Annotated in this window: 13 protein-coding genes; 6 read left to right on the top strand and 7 right to left on the bottom strand. The window is 59.0% G+C overall.

What is annotated here, in order from left to right; genetic code table 11:
• Positions 1–27: 27 nt before the first annotated feature.
• Genes KIK84_RS00715 through KIK84_RS00695 form a run of 5 tightly spaced genes read right to left on the bottom strand, consistent with a single transcriptional unit; the run spans position 28 to position 5,187 of the window.
• Complete coding sequence (locus tag KIK84_RS00715) at positions 28–825, bottom strand: SDR family oxidoreductase (RefSeq protein ID WP_214121068.1); 798 nt, start codon at positions 823–825, stop codon at positions 28–30.
• Positions 826–885: 60 nt separating this feature from the next.
• On the bottom strand, positions 886–1,656 hold the full coding sequence (locus KIK84_RS00710; RefSeq protein ID WP_214121067.1) for an SDR family NAD(P)-dependent oxidoreductase: 771 nt from the start codon (positions 1,654–1,656) through the stop codon (positions 886–888).
• The gene (locus tag KIK84_RS00705; protein ID WP_214121066.1) at positions 1,653–2,384 is read right to left on the bottom strand and encodes a FolB domain-containing protein; all 732 of its coding nucleotides are present in this window, start codon (positions 2,382–2,384) and stop codon (positions 1,653–1,655) included. Before KIK84_RS00705 ends, KIK84_RS00710 begins: the two co-directional genes overlap by 4 nt.
• Positions 2,385–2,398: 14 nt before the next feature.
• Positions 2,399–2,878, bottom strand: a complete 480-nt coding sequence (locus KIK84_RS00700) for a cyanophycin metabolism-associated DUF1854 family protein (RefSeq protein WP_502757528.1) — start codon at positions 2,876–2,878, stop codon at positions 2,399–2,401.
• The gene (locus tag KIK84_RS00695; protein ID WP_214121064.1) at positions 2,878–5,187 is read right to left on the bottom strand and encodes a cyanophycin metabolism-associated ABC transporter; all 2,310 of its coding nucleotides are present in this window, start codon (positions 5,185–5,187) and stop codon (positions 2,878–2,880) included. The genes KIK84_RS00700 and KIK84_RS00695 overlap by 1 nt, the downstream gene beginning before the upstream one ends.
• A gap of 77 nt (positions 5,188–5,264) precedes the next feature.
• Here KIK84_RS00695 and KIK84_RS00690 point away from each other — a divergent pair, with 77 nt between their 5' ends.
• Both KIK84_RS00690 and cphA read left to right on the top strand, forming a co-directional pair.
• Positions 5,265–7,439 carry a cyanophycin synthetase gene (locus KIK84_RS00690; RefSeq protein WP_214121063.1) on the top strand — a complete coding sequence of 725 codons (2,175 nt, stop codon included), beginning with the start codon at positions 5,265–5,267 and terminating at the stop codon, positions 7,437–7,439.
• A 32-nt stretch (positions 7,440–7,471) separates the two neighbouring features.
• Entirely contained in the window at positions 7,472–10,045 is a 2,574-nt protein-coding gene (gene cphA, locus KIK84_RS00685) for a cyanophycin synthetase (protein WP_214121062.1), read from the top strand.
• 220 nt (positions 10,046–10,265) lie between these two features.
• On the opposite strand, the gene KIK84_RS00680 is transcribed toward cphA, so the two are convergent.
• Positions 10,266–10,604, bottom strand: coding sequence for a DUF3579 domain-containing protein (locus KIK84_RS00680; RefSeq protein ID WP_214121061.1), 339 nt, complete (start codon positions 10,602–10,604; stop codon positions 10,266–10,268).
• Between the two features lie 153 nt (positions 10,605–10,757).
• Between KIK84_RS00680 and KIK84_RS00675 the strand changes: the two genes are divergently transcribed.
• The 4 genes from KIK84_RS00675 (at position 10,758) to KIK84_RS00660 (ending at position 14,468) form a co-directional block, all read left to right on the top strand.
• The gene (locus KIK84_RS00675; RefSeq protein ID WP_214121060.1) at positions 10,758–11,984 is read left to right on the top strand and encodes an aspartate aminotransferase family protein; all 1,227 of its coding nucleotides are present in this window, start codon (positions 10,758–10,760) and stop codon (positions 11,982–11,984) included.
• Positions 11,981–12,952 (top strand): ornithine carbamoyltransferase, encoded by a 972-nt coding sequence (argF, locus tag KIK84_RS00670; protein ID WP_214121059.1) that lies wholly within the window; start codon positions 11,981–11,983, stop codon positions 12,950–12,952. Before KIK84_RS00675 ends, argF begins: the two co-directional genes overlap by 4 nt.
• A gap of 81 nt (positions 12,953–13,033) precedes the next feature.
• The gene (locus KIK84_RS00665; protein WP_214121058.1) at positions 13,034–13,657 is read left to right on the top strand and encodes a LysE family translocator; all 624 of its coding nucleotides are present in this window, start codon (positions 13,034–13,036) and stop codon (positions 13,655–13,657) included.
• Positions 13,658–13,670: 13 nt separating this feature from the next.
• Entirely contained in the window at positions 13,671–14,468 is a 798-nt protein-coding gene (locus KIK84_RS00660) for an AraC family transcriptional regulator (RefSeq protein WP_214121057.1), read from the top strand.
• Positions 14,469–14,475: 7 nt separating this feature from the next.
• On the opposite strand, the gene KIK84_RS00655 is transcribed toward KIK84_RS00660, so the two are convergent.
• The gene (locus KIK84_RS00655; protein ID WP_214121056.1) at positions 14,476–15,660 is read right to left on the bottom strand and encodes an FAD-dependent monooxygenase; all 1,185 of its coding nucleotides are present in this window, start codon (positions 15,658–15,660) and stop codon (positions 14,476–14,478) included.
• Positions 15,661–15,706: the final 46 nt, after the last annotated feature.

The following is a 15,706-nucleotide window of genomic DNA, read 5'->3' as shown; positions in this document are numbered from 1 at the left end:
TTGCTGTTCACTGCGGCTGAACCGTTTTTATAAACACACTTCACCGCTGCTGCGGTCGTAACGGGCAGCCGCATCGACCACGATGTGCTGACCATACAGGGAAGGGTTGGAGGCCAAAAACACCGCTGTGGCCGCTACGTCTTGAATGCGAGGGTGATGGCCACTGACCGAACTGGCATCGACCAAGGCGTCCAAGGCCTCTTGCGTCATACCATGCGCTGCCAACACAGGGCCAGGGGCAATGGCATTGACCCGCAGATAAGGGGCATAGGCCACGCACAGGTAGGGCAAGTTGCCATGCAGTGCGTGCTTGGCCACCGAGTAAGACAAAAAGTCGCCATTGAGGCGCTCCACCTTGTAGTCGGTAAACAGCGTCACGCTGGTGTCAGGCAAAGACTGCTGCGCTGCGAGCCGGGCTGCTTGCTGCGACAAACGCCAGCCCAAATCAGCACAGTAGGCAGTGGGAAACACAAAGTTCAGTTCCAACTGCGCCGTCACATCGGGCAAGGTGGCTTGGGCAGGCTGGTCCAAGTCATACGACGCTGCGCACAGCACACTGGCCTGCGGCAAGCGGCCTAGCTGCTGCTCGCAGTGATCCAACAAGGTGCGAGCGGCCAGCTTGGCATCGGTGATGGCGTGCAGCAGTACATCGGCCTGCACACCACGTGTGCGCAAATCATCCTGCAAAGCCAGCGCCGCCTCGTGCGAGCGGTTGGCGTGAATCAAGCAGTCGTATCCCGCATCGGCAAAGGCGGTGATGACCGCCTTGCCAATGCGCTGGGCTGCACCAGTGACCAGAACCAAAGGGCGTTGTGGAGTAGACATAGGCAATTATTAGAAGTTATTAAAAAAATTTAAAAGCCAATGCAGCCACCTAGGGCGCACCTAAAGCGTAACGCCACCATCCAAACTCACGGCAGCCCCAGTCATCCACGATGCGCCCAAAATATGCACGGCTGAATCGGCAACTTCCTTCGGATGCCCCAATCTGCCAAGGACATGGAATTTTCGGCCTTCTTCAAATTGACGATTCAATCGCTCATTCAACTCATCACCAACAGGAGGAATTTCTCCTTCGTGCAGTCGAACAACTCTGGTCATCTTGGTATCTAGCAGTCCTGGTAGCAATGCATTCACTCTTATTTGACTGGCGCCAAGCTCAATAGCCATAGAACGGACTGATGACAACAAAGCCGCTTTGCTTGCGGCATATCCTGCCGTATGCGGTGCCGACCTGATGGCAAGAGATGACGCTATGTGAAGAATGGAGCCTGGAGTTTCTTCTTTCTTCAACCTAGAAGATATTGCCTGTGAAATCATGAATGGCGCCACAAAATTAATATCAAACTGCGCCCTAAGAGCTTCCAAGCTTACCGTACCAATTTCTTGATAATTGACCACGCCCGAGCAACTTACCAATCCATCCAATAGAAACGGCGTTTCTGATATATGTTGAATTATTTGAGCCAGCTCGCCCTCTTGATTCAGTGCACAAGATACCGTTTCTACCGAAAATTCTTCTCGTATAGATTCAAGTTTTTCCCCATCTCGTCCATGGGCCACAATATCAACACCTGCGGTTTTAAGAGCGGATACCACTTCATAACCTATTGCACCTGTTGCACCCAATACCAGCACTCGTTTAGGAAGCGTCATGAGAACCAACCTGGAATAAGGGGAACGTCTACCGCAGGCTTTGATACCAGCACTTCATCGTGATGCATAAATTTAGGTCTATCAATGCACAACAACGACTGCCATCGATTGGTTAGATTCTCATATACATGAGGTGTAAATTTTGGCCAATGACGCACCGACCCCACTGGGGCGGGAAGATGTTGGCATTGAACGCCATCCGTCAAAATAAATTCAGATTCATCCATAACACGGTGTTCATGCATGGGGATTTTATTTCCCGGCGAAATACTTAATCGATACAAACCAAAATCCATTGTTTCATGAATTATTTTCACCTTTCCAAACGGCTTTTCCTCATCAATATATTTCGCCCACAAAGCATTTCTTGTTATTTCTACGGACGCCCCCCCATATGATTTGAGCGCTTCCGGCATATGCAAAACCAAATGAACCTTCTCAACCTGGGCACGTTTTTCATCAATGGCTGGTGGCATTAAAATCATTTTTGCAATGGTATGTGCGGCCACTTCAAGCAAAGTAAAACTACAAACCTGGAGAACGAAAGCAATTTGTTGGGCAATCAGAGTAAAGTCAACAGCATCATCAAGAGACTCAGAATTTGCAGCCCTTTCCGTTTCAAAAAACAATTCCACATCAACCAAAACACGCTGCTTATTTAAGTTTTCTTTTACTCCCCGACCAATGGAACAATTTATCTCTAAATTTTCTATTTTTACTTTATCCATAAATTTAATTCCAATTAGAAAAAACGATCCAGTATGCGCTTGCTGTGGGCGTCGAGTGCAAACTGGTCGCGCACCAAATACTGGATGCCGTGGGCATCGGCAATCAGCAACGCATTGTGGTGCCCCAAGCGGCGAATGTCCTCCTCGCCTTTGAGCACAAAACTGGTCATTCCGCGATCGGTTTGCACCGTCCACGTGGACGGGGTGGCATAGCTGCTCACACTGTCTATGCGCTCGATGACCGGCATGAACTCGCGCTGTACCAGCTCCTCGCGCAACAAGGTTTGGGCAGGCTCTGGGACTGCAGCCAGCGCGTCAATCCAAGCCACTTCCTTGCCATCGGCATTGAGCAGCGAAATGCCGTGCTCGGGCGCCTTGACGGGAAAAGCCCGTACGGGCTGCACGCCTTCGTGCACGGTGCCGCTGGCATCGGTCAATGCCAGCTTGCCAAAAGGAGTGCGGTACAGGTTCAAAGTGGGGATCACAGTACTCATCATGCTTCGCTCCCAGAGCCCACGCGCTGCGCGTCTTCGGCCTGCTGGCGCGCTTGGGCTTGGTAGAGGTTGTAGTAAGCGCCTTGGGCAGCCATCAGCGCATCGTGCGGGCCCTCTTCCACCACGCGGCCTTTGTCCAGCACCACCAAGCGGTTGGCGCGCTGCAAGGTAGAGAGGCGGTGGGCTATGGCGATGGTGGTGCGGCCTTGCACCAAGTTGTCCAAGGCCTTTTGGATTTCTTTTTCGGTCTCCGAATCCACCGAGGCAGTGGCTTCGTCCAAAATCAAAATGCGCGGGTTGATGAGCAGCGCCCGGGCGATGGAAATGCGCTGGCGCTCCCCACCCGATAAGCCCTGCCCACGCTCCCCCACCATGGAGTCATAGCCCTGTGGCAGGCGCAAGATGAACTCGTGCGCGTGCGCCGCCCGCGCTGCGGCAATGATCTCCTCACGCGTGGCATCGGGCTTGCCGTAGGCAATGTTGTCAGCAATGGTGCCGAAAAAGAGAAACGGCTCTTGCAGCACCAGGCCGATGTGGCGGCGGTAATCGGCCAGCGCGTACTGGCGAATGTCCACGCCATCGACCAAAATCGCGCCCTCGCTCACGTCGTAGAAGCGGCACATCAGGTTGACCAGCGTACTCTTGCCCGAGCCACTATGCCCCACCAGCCCGATCATTTCACCCGCTTGGATGGACAGGTTAATGCCTTTGTTCACCTCGCGGTTGCCATAGCGGAAACCCAGTTCACGCACTTCAATATCCCCCCGTACCTGCTGCAATGGCACGGGGTTGGCAGGCTCGGGCACGCTGGACACGTGGTCCAGAATGTCAAAGATGCGCTTGGCCGCCGAGGCCGACTTTTGCGTCACCGATACGATGCGGCTCATGGAGTCCAAACGGCCATAAAAGCGGCTGATGTAAGCAATGGCCGCCAGCAGCATCCCCACCGTGATCATGCCGTGGGCGATTTGCCAAATGCCAAAGCCCCACACCACCAACAGGCCAATCTCGGTCAGCAGGGAGACAGTGGGAGAGAACAGCGACCAGATTCTGTTGATGCGGTCGTTCACCAGCAGGTTGTGGCGGTTGGCCTCACGAAAACGGTTGGCTTCGCGGGTTTCTTGGGCAAAAGCCTTGACCACGCGGATGCCGGGAATGGTGTCGGCCAGCACATTGGTCACCTCACCCCATACGCGGTCGATTTTTTCAAAGCCAGTGCGCAGGCGAAAGCGCACGAAGTGGATCATCCAGCCAATAAAGGGCAGCGGCACCAGCGTGATGAGTGCCAGCCACGGGTTCATGCTGAACAAAATGACCGCCGTCATGACAATCATCACCACATCGCTGGCAAAGTCGGTCAGGTGCAGCGACAAATAGACGGCAATACGGTCGCTTTCGCTGCCCACGCGCGAAAGCAAATCGCCCGTGCGTTTGCCACCAAAATATTCCAGCGACAGGCGCAGCAAATGCTCGTAGGTGGTGGTGCGCAAATCGGCCGCAATGCGCTCAGACACCAGTGCCAGCACATAGGTCTTGCCCCAAGACAAACCCCAAGCCAACACCCCCGCCCCCAGCAGACCGGCCAAATACAGGGCTACCGTGCCAATGGGGATGGGCTGGCCATTTTGGTAAGGAATCAGCACTTCATCCACCAGTGGCACCGTCAGGTACGGTGGCACTTGGCTGGCCGCCGTGCCCAACAGCAGCAGCACAAAGCCCAAGATCAATTGGCCTTTGTAAGGCTTGGCAAAGCGCCACAGGCGCAACAGCGTCCACGTGCTGGGCGGGGTGTGCACAACTTTGGTACACACCGGGCATTCTTCTTGGTCTGGTTCCAGGGGGGCTTTGCAGCTGGGGCAGCTACTGGCGTTGCTCGCGGGCAGTTCTTGGCCACTGTGGTGGTGTTGCAGCGCCTCAAACTGGCCCAGCAAACGCAGGGCCTGCAGGTTTTGCCCTAAGGTAAAGCGCCATACGGCCAGGCGCTGGGTGTCGTTCACCAGCTCGATATGGCCCACACCCGCATGGTCATGGTGTTGCAAGCGCGTGCTGGCCTCTAGCGGCCAAGACTGCCATGCCAGCGCTTGCGCCGGGTCTGCTTGCACCGCCAACAGGCGCTGGTTGGTCAGGGCCAAAATACCGTTTCGGTACTGCAGGCGTTCATCCAAGTCAACGTCCAGCGTGGCTAATACGTTCTCATCAGGGCGTAGCGTGTGAGCCAATGCCTGATGCCAAATTTCTGCACTGGCTGGAGCACTGGCTAAAGCACTATCGACGCCACGTACCGTTACAGCATGAGATTGAGTTGTCATTGATTTGTTCTATCTAAGCGAAAATACACAACGCACCAGCAATGCATTCGGTGTACCAACATTCCCAAGCCCATTCCATGACAGCTGCCAAACACATCGAGATCCTGCGCGTTAATTACCTGCGCGGCCCCAATATCTGGACTTACCGCTCGGTCATCGAAGCCTGGGTCGATATCGGCGTCCTCGAAGACTACCCATCCAACACCCTACCCGGCTTTTACGAACGCCTGACCACTTGGCTGCCCGGTTTGATTGAGCATAAATGCAGCCCCGGCGTGCGTGGCGGCTTTCTGCAGCGCTTGCAACAGGGCACTTGGGCAGCCCATATTTTGGAGCATGTCTGCATTGAGCTGCAGAACTTGGCCGGTTCTCAGGCCGGTTTTGGCAAAGCACGCAGTACGTCCCAACGCGGGGTGTACAAGGTTGCCTTCCGCTGCCGCCAAGAAGATTTGGGCCGCCAAACCTTGGAAGCAGGCCGTTTGCTGCTGGAAGCCGCCATCAACGACACCGCATATGACCTGAACGCCAGTGTGGCCAAACTGCACGATTTGGTGGACTCCCTGTGCTTGGGCCCCAGCACCTCCAGCATCGTCAATGCCGCGACCGACCGGGGTATTCCCCACATCCGCCTGACCGATGGCAACCTGGTGCAACTGGGCTATGGCCATGCGCAACGCCGCATTTGGACAGCAGAAACCGACCAAACCAGCGCCATTGCCGAAGAAATCGCCAGTGACAAAGACATGACCAAAAGCCTGCTCAAGGCCTGCGGCGTACCCGTTCCCGAAGGCACCTTGGTGCGCAGCCCCGACGCAGCGTGGGAAGCCGCCCAAGACATTGGCCTGCCTGTGGCGCTCAAGCCCCTGGATGGCAACCATGGCCGTGGCGTGTCGCTGGACTTGAGCAACGAAGAGGCCATCCGCACGGCCTACCATGTGGCCAAGGAGCAAAGTGGTGGCAGCGTGATCGTGGAAAAATTCATTCCCGGCAACGAACACCGCCTGCTGGTGGTGGGCAAGCAAGTGGTGGCTGCCGCCCGTGGCGAAAGCGCTTGGATTGTGGGCGATGGCATCCAGACCGTGACCCAACTGGTCGATGCGCAAATCAACACCGACCCGCGCCGTGGCGAAGCCGAAGAGCTGCCGCTGAGCCCCATCATCCCGTCGCAAAGCCCCGAAGTGCAGCTAGAGCTGCAGCGCGTGGGCCTGACGCCCGACTCGATTCCCGCCAAAGACCAGCGTGTGCTGATCCAGCGCAATGGCAATGTGGCATGGGACGTGACCGACGATGTACACCCCAGCGTGGCCCGCGTGGCAGCCATGGCCGCCCGCGTGGTGGGTCTGGACATTGCCGGCATCGACATGGTGCTGGAAGACGTCTCCAAACCGCTGGAAGCCCAGCGCGGCGCGGTCATCGAAGTGAATGCCAGCCCCGGCTTGCTGTTCCACCTCAAGCCCGCGCACGGCAAAGCACGCCCCGTGGGCGAAGCCATCGCCCAGCACCTGTTTGCCGACGATGCCTCGGGTCGCATCCCCGTGGTGGGCATTACCGGCACGCGCAATACCGGTCGCTTGGCCCGCCTGACGGCTTGGCTGGTGCACATCAGCGGCAAGCATGTGGGTCTGGCTTGCAGTGAAGGCTTGTTCTTAGACGGCCGCCAAGTGTCTGCCAAAGACAGCACCCAGTGGGAGGCGAGCCAACGCGTGCTCATCAACCGCCAAGTGCAGGCCGCTGTGTTTGAAAACCCCAGCCGCATGATCTTGGCCGATGGCTTGGCCTACGACCGCTGCGCCGTGGGCGTCATCACCGACGTGAGCCACACCCCTGAACTGAACCACTTTGACATTTTGGACGCCGAGCAAGCCTACAAGGTGGTACGCACGCAAGTGGATGTGGTGCTGCCCGATGGCTGCGCCGTGCTCAATGCCGCCGACCCGCAAGTGGTGGAAATGGCCGAACTGTGCGATGGCGAAGTCATTTTCTACGCGCTGGACGAAAACCACCCCGTGCTGGTAGAGCACCGCAAGGCCCAAGGCCGCGTGGTCTTTGTGCGCAGCGGCACCATCGTCTTGGCCGCTGGCGAGCAAGAGACCGAGTTGGTGGCACTGGCCCACCTCAAGCCCGCCAAAGCCGCGCAGCCCGAGCTGGTCATGGCCGCCTCGGCTGCGGCGTGGGCCTTGCACATCCCAGTGCAGCTCATTGGTGCGGGTTTGCGCACTTTCGAGTCCAGCCCCAAGAAAACACCTTACTGAATTTAGCCTGTCCCCTGAGAGCGAAAAGCACCATGGAAATCTCCCGTGTACGCGCCTTGCGCGGCCCCAACCTCTGGACCCACCACACCGCCATCCAGGCGATCGTGCAATGCCAGCCCGCTGAATGCGACATCAGCTACCTCACTGGCTTTGAAGACCGGCTGCGCCGACTCTTTCCCCAGCTCAGCGCACTGCACCCGGTGGGCCACGAAGAACGCATGTCGCTGGCCCGCGTGCTGGCCCAAGTTGCGCTGGACTTGCAAGCCCAATCGGGTTGCCCCGTCACCTTTACCTGCACCGCCCCCACGCTCGATGAAGGCGTGTACCAAGTGGTGGTGGAGTACAGCGAAGAAGAAGTAGGCCGCAAAGCCTTTGAGGAAGCACAAAAACTGTGCCAAGCCGCCCTCAATGACGGCACCTATGACCTGAACACCGTGTTGGCCGACCTGCGTGAGCTCGACGAAGACGTGCGCTTAGGCCCCAGCACAGGCTCCATCGTGGATGCCGCCGTGGTGCGCGGCATTCCCTACAGCCGCATGACCGAGGGCAGCATGGTGCGCTTGGGCTGGGGCAGCAAGCAGCGCCGCATCCAAGCCGCCGAGATCGACGCCACCAGCGCGATTGCCGAGGCCATTGCACAAGACAAACAACTCTCCAAACGCTTGCTGGCAGCCGCTGGTGTACCCGTGCCCGAAGGCCGCGAAGTGGTGGATGCCGAGGACGCTTGGAAAGCCGCCCAGGAAATTGGCCTTCCCGTGGTGGTCAAGCCGCAAGACGGCAACCAAGGCAAAGGCGTGACAGTCAACATCACCAGCCAAGAACAACTCTACAAAGCCTTTGCCGCGGCCAAAGAGCACCGCGACAACATCTTGGTTGAGCGCTTCATGCCCGGTAGCGACTACCGTTTGCTGGTGGTGGGCGACCGTTTGGTAGCCGCAGCCCGCCGCGAGCCGCCTGCCGTGGTGGGCGATGGCATCCACACCGTCAAACAACTGGTGGACAAGGTGAACGAAGACCCCCGCCGAGGCACGGGCCACGCAACGTCGTTGACCAAAATCCGCTTTGATGACATTGCCAAGACCTGTTTGAGCAACCAAGGTCTGCAACCCGACTCCATCCCACCCAAGGGCCAGCGCGTGCTGCTGCGCCACAACGCCAACCTGTCCACAGGCGGCTCGGCCACCGATGTGACCGATGACGTGCACCCCGATGTAGCGGCCCGCGCCGTGGCTGCGGCCCAAATGATTGGACTGGACATTTGCGGCGTGGACGTGGTGTGCGAATCCATCCTGCGCCCACTGGAAGAGCAAGGCGGCGGCATTGTGGAAGTGAACGCCGCACCGGGCTTGCGCATGCACTTGTCGCCCTCGTACGGCAAAGGCCGCCCTGTGGGGGAAGCGATTGTCAACACGCTGTTCAAGCGCGGGCAAGATGGGCGCATTCCCATCGTGGCGGTAACGGGCACCAATGGCAAAACCACCACCGTGCGCCTGATTTCGCACATCTTGACCCAGCACCAGTTGCGCGTGGGCATGACCAACACCGATGGCGTGTACGTCAACGGCCATTGCATCGACACGGGCGACTGCAGCGGCCCGCGCAGCGCCCGCAACGTGCTCTACCACCCCGACGTGGATGCTGCCGTGCTGGAAACCGCACGCGGCGGCATCTTGCGTGAAGGCTTGGCTTTTGACCACTGCGATGTGGCCGTAGTCACCAACATCGGCGCAGGCGACCACTTGGGGCTGAACTACATCACCACCGTGGACGAACTGGCGGTGCTCAAGCGCGTCATCGTGCAAAACGTCGCCCCCCATGGCACAGCGGTGCTCAACGCCGCCGATCCGATAGTGGCGGCCATGGCCAGCAAAACCAAGGGACGGGTCATTTTCTTTGCCGCCGATGCGGGCAACCCCATCATGACCACCCACCGCGCCCACGGCCATACCGTGGTCTACGTGGAGCGCGGCGAAGTAGTACTGGCCACACCCGATGCCGAGTACCGCTACCCACTGGCCAACGTGCCCATCACCATGAATGGCGCGATTGGCTTCCAAGTGGAAAACACCATGGCCAGCGTGGCCGCTGCGTGGGGCTTGGGCCTGCCGTGGGACACGATTTGCAAAGGCATCGCCACCTTCTCCAGCGACAGCCACAACGCTGCCGGGCGCTTTAACCTGTTCAACTACCGCGGCGCTACCGTGATTGCCGACTACGGCCACAACCCCGATGCCATGACGGCGCTGGTACATGCTGTCGAAGCGCTGCCTGCCAGCCGCCGCAGCGTGGTCATCAGCGGTGCGGGGGATCGCCGTGACCAAGACATTCGCCAGCAAACCGAAATTTTGGGCCGCGCTTTTGACGAAGTGGTGCTGTTTGAAGACGCCTGCCAGCGTGGCCGCAACAATGGCGAAGTGATTGCCCTGCTGCGCGAAGGCTTGGCCAACGCCCCCCGTACCAAAGAGCGCCACGAGGTGCACGGTGAGTTCAAAGCCATCGACATGGCCATGGACAAGCTGCAGGCCGGTGAGTTGTGCCTGATCTTGGTAGACCAAGTGGCCGAAGCCATGGCCCACATTGCCGCCAAGTGCGAGACTGGACGCTGAGAAATCATGCCTGCGGCACAACTCTGCTGCGGCTAGGCCCGCTTAGGCTTCACGCAGAAAGCCAATCATCTGTTCTTCGGTAAATCTCTTCTTCACGTCCAATCTCCTGTCTCATGGGATTGGACTCCAGAGTCACCTGCTACTCAAATCCGGGGGGACGTCGCCCCCAACAAAAAGCCCCGCAGTGCGGGGCTTTTTGTTGGGCAAATCGGTAGCGGATTTATTCGCTGCTGCGCTTGCTACCTGCTGCTGCAGGTGGCAATTCGGGCTTGTGGTCAAACATCTGCAATTGGTTGTCTTTGGCAAAGTTGACGCAAAAGTCCCAAGCACGCACATCGTAGTCGCGCAAGTCGCGGTGGATGATGACGCACTTGACGTTGCCAATGGCCGTGGGCGTACACCACGGGGAGTAACCCAAGTGGCTACCGCGTTGTGCACCGCCCGGACGGAACTGGCTCATGACGCCCGCCAAACGCTCGGCCCAATCGCTGGGGCGAAACGCCTTGCCTTGCTGCGTCAAGCCCAGGATATAGAGTTCTTTGGATGTATCAGAGACCATGGGGCGAGATGAAAAAGCTGCGCGATTCTAGCAAGCCAAGGGCTTATGCCTAGGGTAAGCCCGCAACATGGCCCTAAAATCAGCTTTCAACGGCCCAAGCTGCACTGCACGCGTTGGGCCGCTCTGTTTTGCAACCTGACTAGGAGTTACACCATGTCTGCCTCGCCTGCTGCAGCCACTGCTGCGCCATCGTCCCCGCATGTGATGACCACATACGGACGTCTGCCTATCGCCATGAGCCATGGCCAAGGCTGCTACGTGTGGGACACAGCAGGCCGACGATACCTGGACGCCTTGGCAGGGGTGGCAGTCAATACCGTGGGGCACAACCACCCCGTGCTGGTGGCTGGTTTGCAAGATCAGGTGAGCAAGCTCATCCACACCTCCAACTACTACCACATCCCCTTGCAAGAGGAGCTGGCCAAGCTGCTGGTCGAACGCAGTGGCATGGAGAACGCCTTCTTCTGCTCCACCGGGCTAGAAGCCAATGAAGCGGCACTCAAACTGGCACGCAAGTTTGGCCACGACAAGGGCATTAGCAACCCGCAGATCGTGGTGTACGAGAAGGCCTTCCATGGTCGCTCCATCGCCACACTGAGCGCCACGGGCAACCCCAAGGTGCAAGCCGGTTTTGGCCCCTTGGTGGAAGGCTTTATCCGCGTGCCAATCAACGACATCGAGGCCATCAAGGCCGCTACCGCCAACAACCCCCATGTGGTGGCTGTGTTCTTTGAAGCCATTCAGGGCGAAGGCGGTGTCAACCCCATGCAGTTGGACTATCTGCGCCAACTGCGCGCTCTGTGCGACGAGCGCGACTGGCTGATGATGATCGACGAAGTGCAATGCGGTATGGGCCGCACCGGCAAGTGGTTTGCCCACCAGTGGGCCGGCATCAAGCCTGACGTGATGCCCTTGGCCAAGGGCTTGGGCTCTGGCGTGCCCGTGGGTGCGGTGGTAGCTGGCCCCAAGGCCGCGCACATTTTCGGCCCTGGCAACCACGGCTCCACCTTTGGTGGCAACCCACTGGCCATGCGCGCTGGCGTAGAAACCATCCGCATCATGGAGCAAGAAGGCCTGCTGGCCAATGCAGCCACCGTGGGCCAGCACCTGCGCGACAGCCTGGCCAAAGGCTTGGCTGCCGAACTGGCCAGCGGCGCGGTGAAGGAAATCCGTGGCCAAGGCCTGATGTTGGGCATTGAGCTGAACAAACCCTGCGGTGCCCTGATGCAACGTGCAGCAGACGCTGGCTTGCTGCTGAGCGTGACCGCCGACAGCGTGGTGCGTTTGGTGCCTCCGCTGATCCTGACTGTGGCCCAAGCCGATGAACTGGTGTCCATCGTGGTGCCGCTGATCCAGACCTTTTTGAAGGAAAACGCATGAGCTTCAAGCAAGGCATTCCCTCTACCCTGCCCCAAGGAGCGCCACCGGTGCGCCACTACCTGCAATTCACCGATTTCACGGCCGACGAATACGCCTACCTGCTCGCGCGCACGGCGTTTATCAAAGCCAAGTTCAAGCGCTTTGAAAAACACCAGCCGCTGGTAGACCGCACGCTGGCCATGATTTTCGAGAAGGCCTCCACCCGCACCCGCGTGAGCTTTGAGGCGGGCATGTACCAACTGGGTGGCAGCGTGGTGCACCTGACCACGGGCGACAGCCAGCTGGGTCGCTCCGAACCGATTGAGGACAGCGCGCGCGTCATCAGCCGCATGACCGACATCGTGATGATCCGCACCTTTGAGCAAACCAAGCTGGAGCGCTTTGCCGCGCACAGCCGCGTGCCGGTCATCAACGGCCTGACCAACGAGTTCCACCCCTGCCAGATACTGGCCGACATCTTCACCTACATCGAGCACCGCGGCCCCATCCAAGGCAAAACGGTGGCGTGGGTGGGCGATGGCAACAACATGGCCAACACTTGGCTGCAAGCGGCTGCCTTGCTGGGATTCAAACTGCACGTGTCCACACCCAGTGGTTACGAGTTAGATGCCAAAATAGCCGCTACAGCGCATGGAATAAGCTCGAGCAGCTATCAAACTTATAGCAACCCGATGGATGCTTGCCGTGGTGCGGATTTGGTCACCACCGACGTGTGGACCAGCATGGGCTTTGAGGCCGAGAACGAAGTGCGCCGCCAAGCCTTTGAAAAGTGGTGCGTGACCGAAGAGATGATGGCCGTGGCAGCGCCCAACGCGCTGTTCATGCACTGCCTGCCCGCCCACCGCGGCGAGGAAGTGCAAGCCGAGGTGATCGACGGCCCGCAATCAGTGGTCTGGGACGAAGCCGAGAACCGCATGCACGTGCAAAAAGCGCTCATGGAGTACCTGCTGCTGGGCAAGCTGGACTAAAGCGCCGCGCAATTTCGTTCAATACAAGGCCAGCCTTGTTCGACAAACTCCGCCTCTTGCTGCAAGAGACGGAGTTTTTTTATGGATACAGCCTACCTGCCTTATCAGCCCCACCTGTCCATGGCCGTTTTCGCCTTAGTCGGTGCCATTACCCCAGGGCCGGTGAATATTTTGGCGCTCGGCCAATCGCTGCGCTACGGATTGCCCAGTGGTTTGCTGTTGGTCACTGGGGCTAGCTTGGGTTATACGGCTATCGTGGTGCTATTGGCCTATGGGCTGCAGCTATGGGCACTCGCTGGGCCATGGTTGCTGTGCCTGCAACTCATGGCTGCAGCGTATCTGGTGTATTTGGCTTGGCGGGTTGCCCACAGTCCTGTGCAAACACGCTCGCCCGCTGCAGAGGATGCAAGGCCCATTCAAGGGCATTGGCGCGCGGTGCAAATAGGCGCAGTGAGCCAATGCATCAATCCCAAGGCATGGCTCTATGCCCTCAGTGGGGTGAGCCTGTACACCCAGCATGGGGGCTTCGATAGCGTGATCGCATTCAGTGCCATTTCTTGCCTGTGTTGCAGCCTCGGCATCGGCGTTTGGGCAGGACTTGGCTCACTGGCGCAATCGCATTTACAGTCTGCAGCACGCCAACGATTGGCCAACCGCATCTTGGCGCTCATGTTGTTGACAACCCTGTGGCCTCTACTGACTTGAACCAAAGTACACCATGCCCACTGGCCAGCACGCTTTTTTCCGTTATCCACACTGCCCCCATCTGGAACTGCGTGTGAGTACTGCAGTGAGCGACTGCTACCAGTTGCACAGCCATGCAGAGTTTTCTTTCGGCCTGATAGATGGCGGCAGCGCGGTATGCCAAGTGCGGGGAATGCACACCGCACTCCAGCCGGGCATGTCCATCATGATCGAACCGCATGTGCCCCATGCCTGCAACCCCATACCCGGCAGCGCATGGGCTTACCGCATGCTCTACGTGCAAAGCGATTGGCTGGCCCAGCAAATGGCCGCGCCCACTGTGGACGAGCTGCTTTTCAGCCAGCATTGCATCCATGATCGACGCAGCTTCCAGCGTTTGCACCGCATCATGCAGCGCATGTCGAGTGCCGCATTGGCTTTGCAAACCGATGAAGAGTTGCTGCAATGGGCCGCAGAGCACATGCATCCCACGGCGCCTGCTCCACAACCCGTGCCAGCAGCCTTGCGCCAAGCACGTGACTGGATTCATGCCCACGCCACCGAGGCCATCCGTTTACAAGACTTGTCGCAGCACTGCGGCCTATCGGGCTACCAACTGATACGGCAATTCAAGCACACCTATGGCTTGCCACCCCATGCCTACCAGTTGGACTTGCGCATCCAAACGGCGCAGCAACTGCTCAAAAGTGGCATGGAATTGAGCCAAGTGGCTCTCGATTTGGGCTTTGCCGATCAAGCCCATTTTCAGCGGCACTTTCGCAAACGCAGTGCTACCACACCAGCCACCTATGCTGCGCATAGCGCCGCCTGAACCTGCGTTAAACCGGACTGCGGTAGCCGTAGAGCCACGGCTGATCCATGAGCTGCTGACCAGCAGTGCGCAAAGCCCAGTCGCGTGCCCAGCGCAGTGGGCCACGCAAATGGAATATGCGCCCATTGCGCTCGGCCTTGGCCTGCACCATGGCGTTGCGCTGCCAGCGTGCACGGGCGTAGTGCTGCAGGGCCAAGGTCGGCTGCAAGGCATGCAGTTGCCACGAGGCAGCTAGCTGCTGGGCGTCTTCAATGGCCATGCCTGCGCCTTGGGCCAAATAGGGCCGCATGGGGTGGGCGGCATCGCCCAGCAATGCAAGCCGCCCTTGTGCCTGGTGGGCTGCACCCGCCATGGGTGGGGTGGCGTACAAAGGCCACAAACGCCAATGGTCTATGGCATGCAACAAATCGAGCAACGGGGCTTGCGTCTGGGCCAAACGGGCGCGCAGTTCGGACGCATTGGCTTGGTGATCCCATGTTTGCAAATCGCCTTCCAAATGGCCATGAACAATGGCCACCACATTGAGCCAATCGCCACCGCGCACGGGGTACTGCACCACGTGGAAGGCAGGCCCCATCCACGCAGTGACCACTTGGCTGCGCAGTGCCGCTGGCAAATCGCGTTGCGGCACCATGGCACGGTAGGCCAAGTGCCCAGTGGGCTGGGGCAGCAGGTGCGGCAACAAGTGCTGGCGCACGCGGCTCCACACCCCGTCTGCCCCCACCAGCACATCGGCGTGGTGCAAGGTGGCATCGTCTTGCAGTTGGTACTCCACACCGTCCACGCGGTGGTGCACGATGGACTCGAACTTGGTTTGCAAACGCGGCTGCGTCAATTCGAAGGCCTTGGCCAGCAGCATGCTGTGCAAGTCCGGGCGGGCGATGGTCACGTAGGGTGCGCCGTAGCGCTTCTCTGCACTGCTCCCCAGTGGCAAGCTGGCCAGTTCGGCACCCGATAAGGCATTGCGCACCACCAAGCGCTCCGGGCGGCAAGCCACCGCATCCAGTGCCTGCCCCAACCCCCATGCCTGCAGTACCCGTGTGACATTGGGGCCCAATTGCACCCCAGCCCCCACCTCGCCAAATGCACTGGCTTGTTCCAGCACTTGCACCGAATGTTTGCGCAGACCCAGCGCCACCGCGCTGGCCAAACCGCCGATGCCGCCTCCCACGATCACAAATTGTGTTGTCATGTGCCGATTCTCCCCTGCCACAGCGCAGGTGCCTTGACTTGCGTCA

Origin of the sequence: Curvibacter sp. CHRR-16, assembly GCF_018474005.1 — a bacterium.
GTDB lineage: Bacteria > Pseudomonadota > Gammaproteobacteria > Burkholderiales > Burkholderiaceae_C > Allorhodoferax.
The sequence above is the reverse complement of the archived record's forward strand: the minus strand, read 5'-3'. Positions and strand labels throughout refer to the sequence as shown.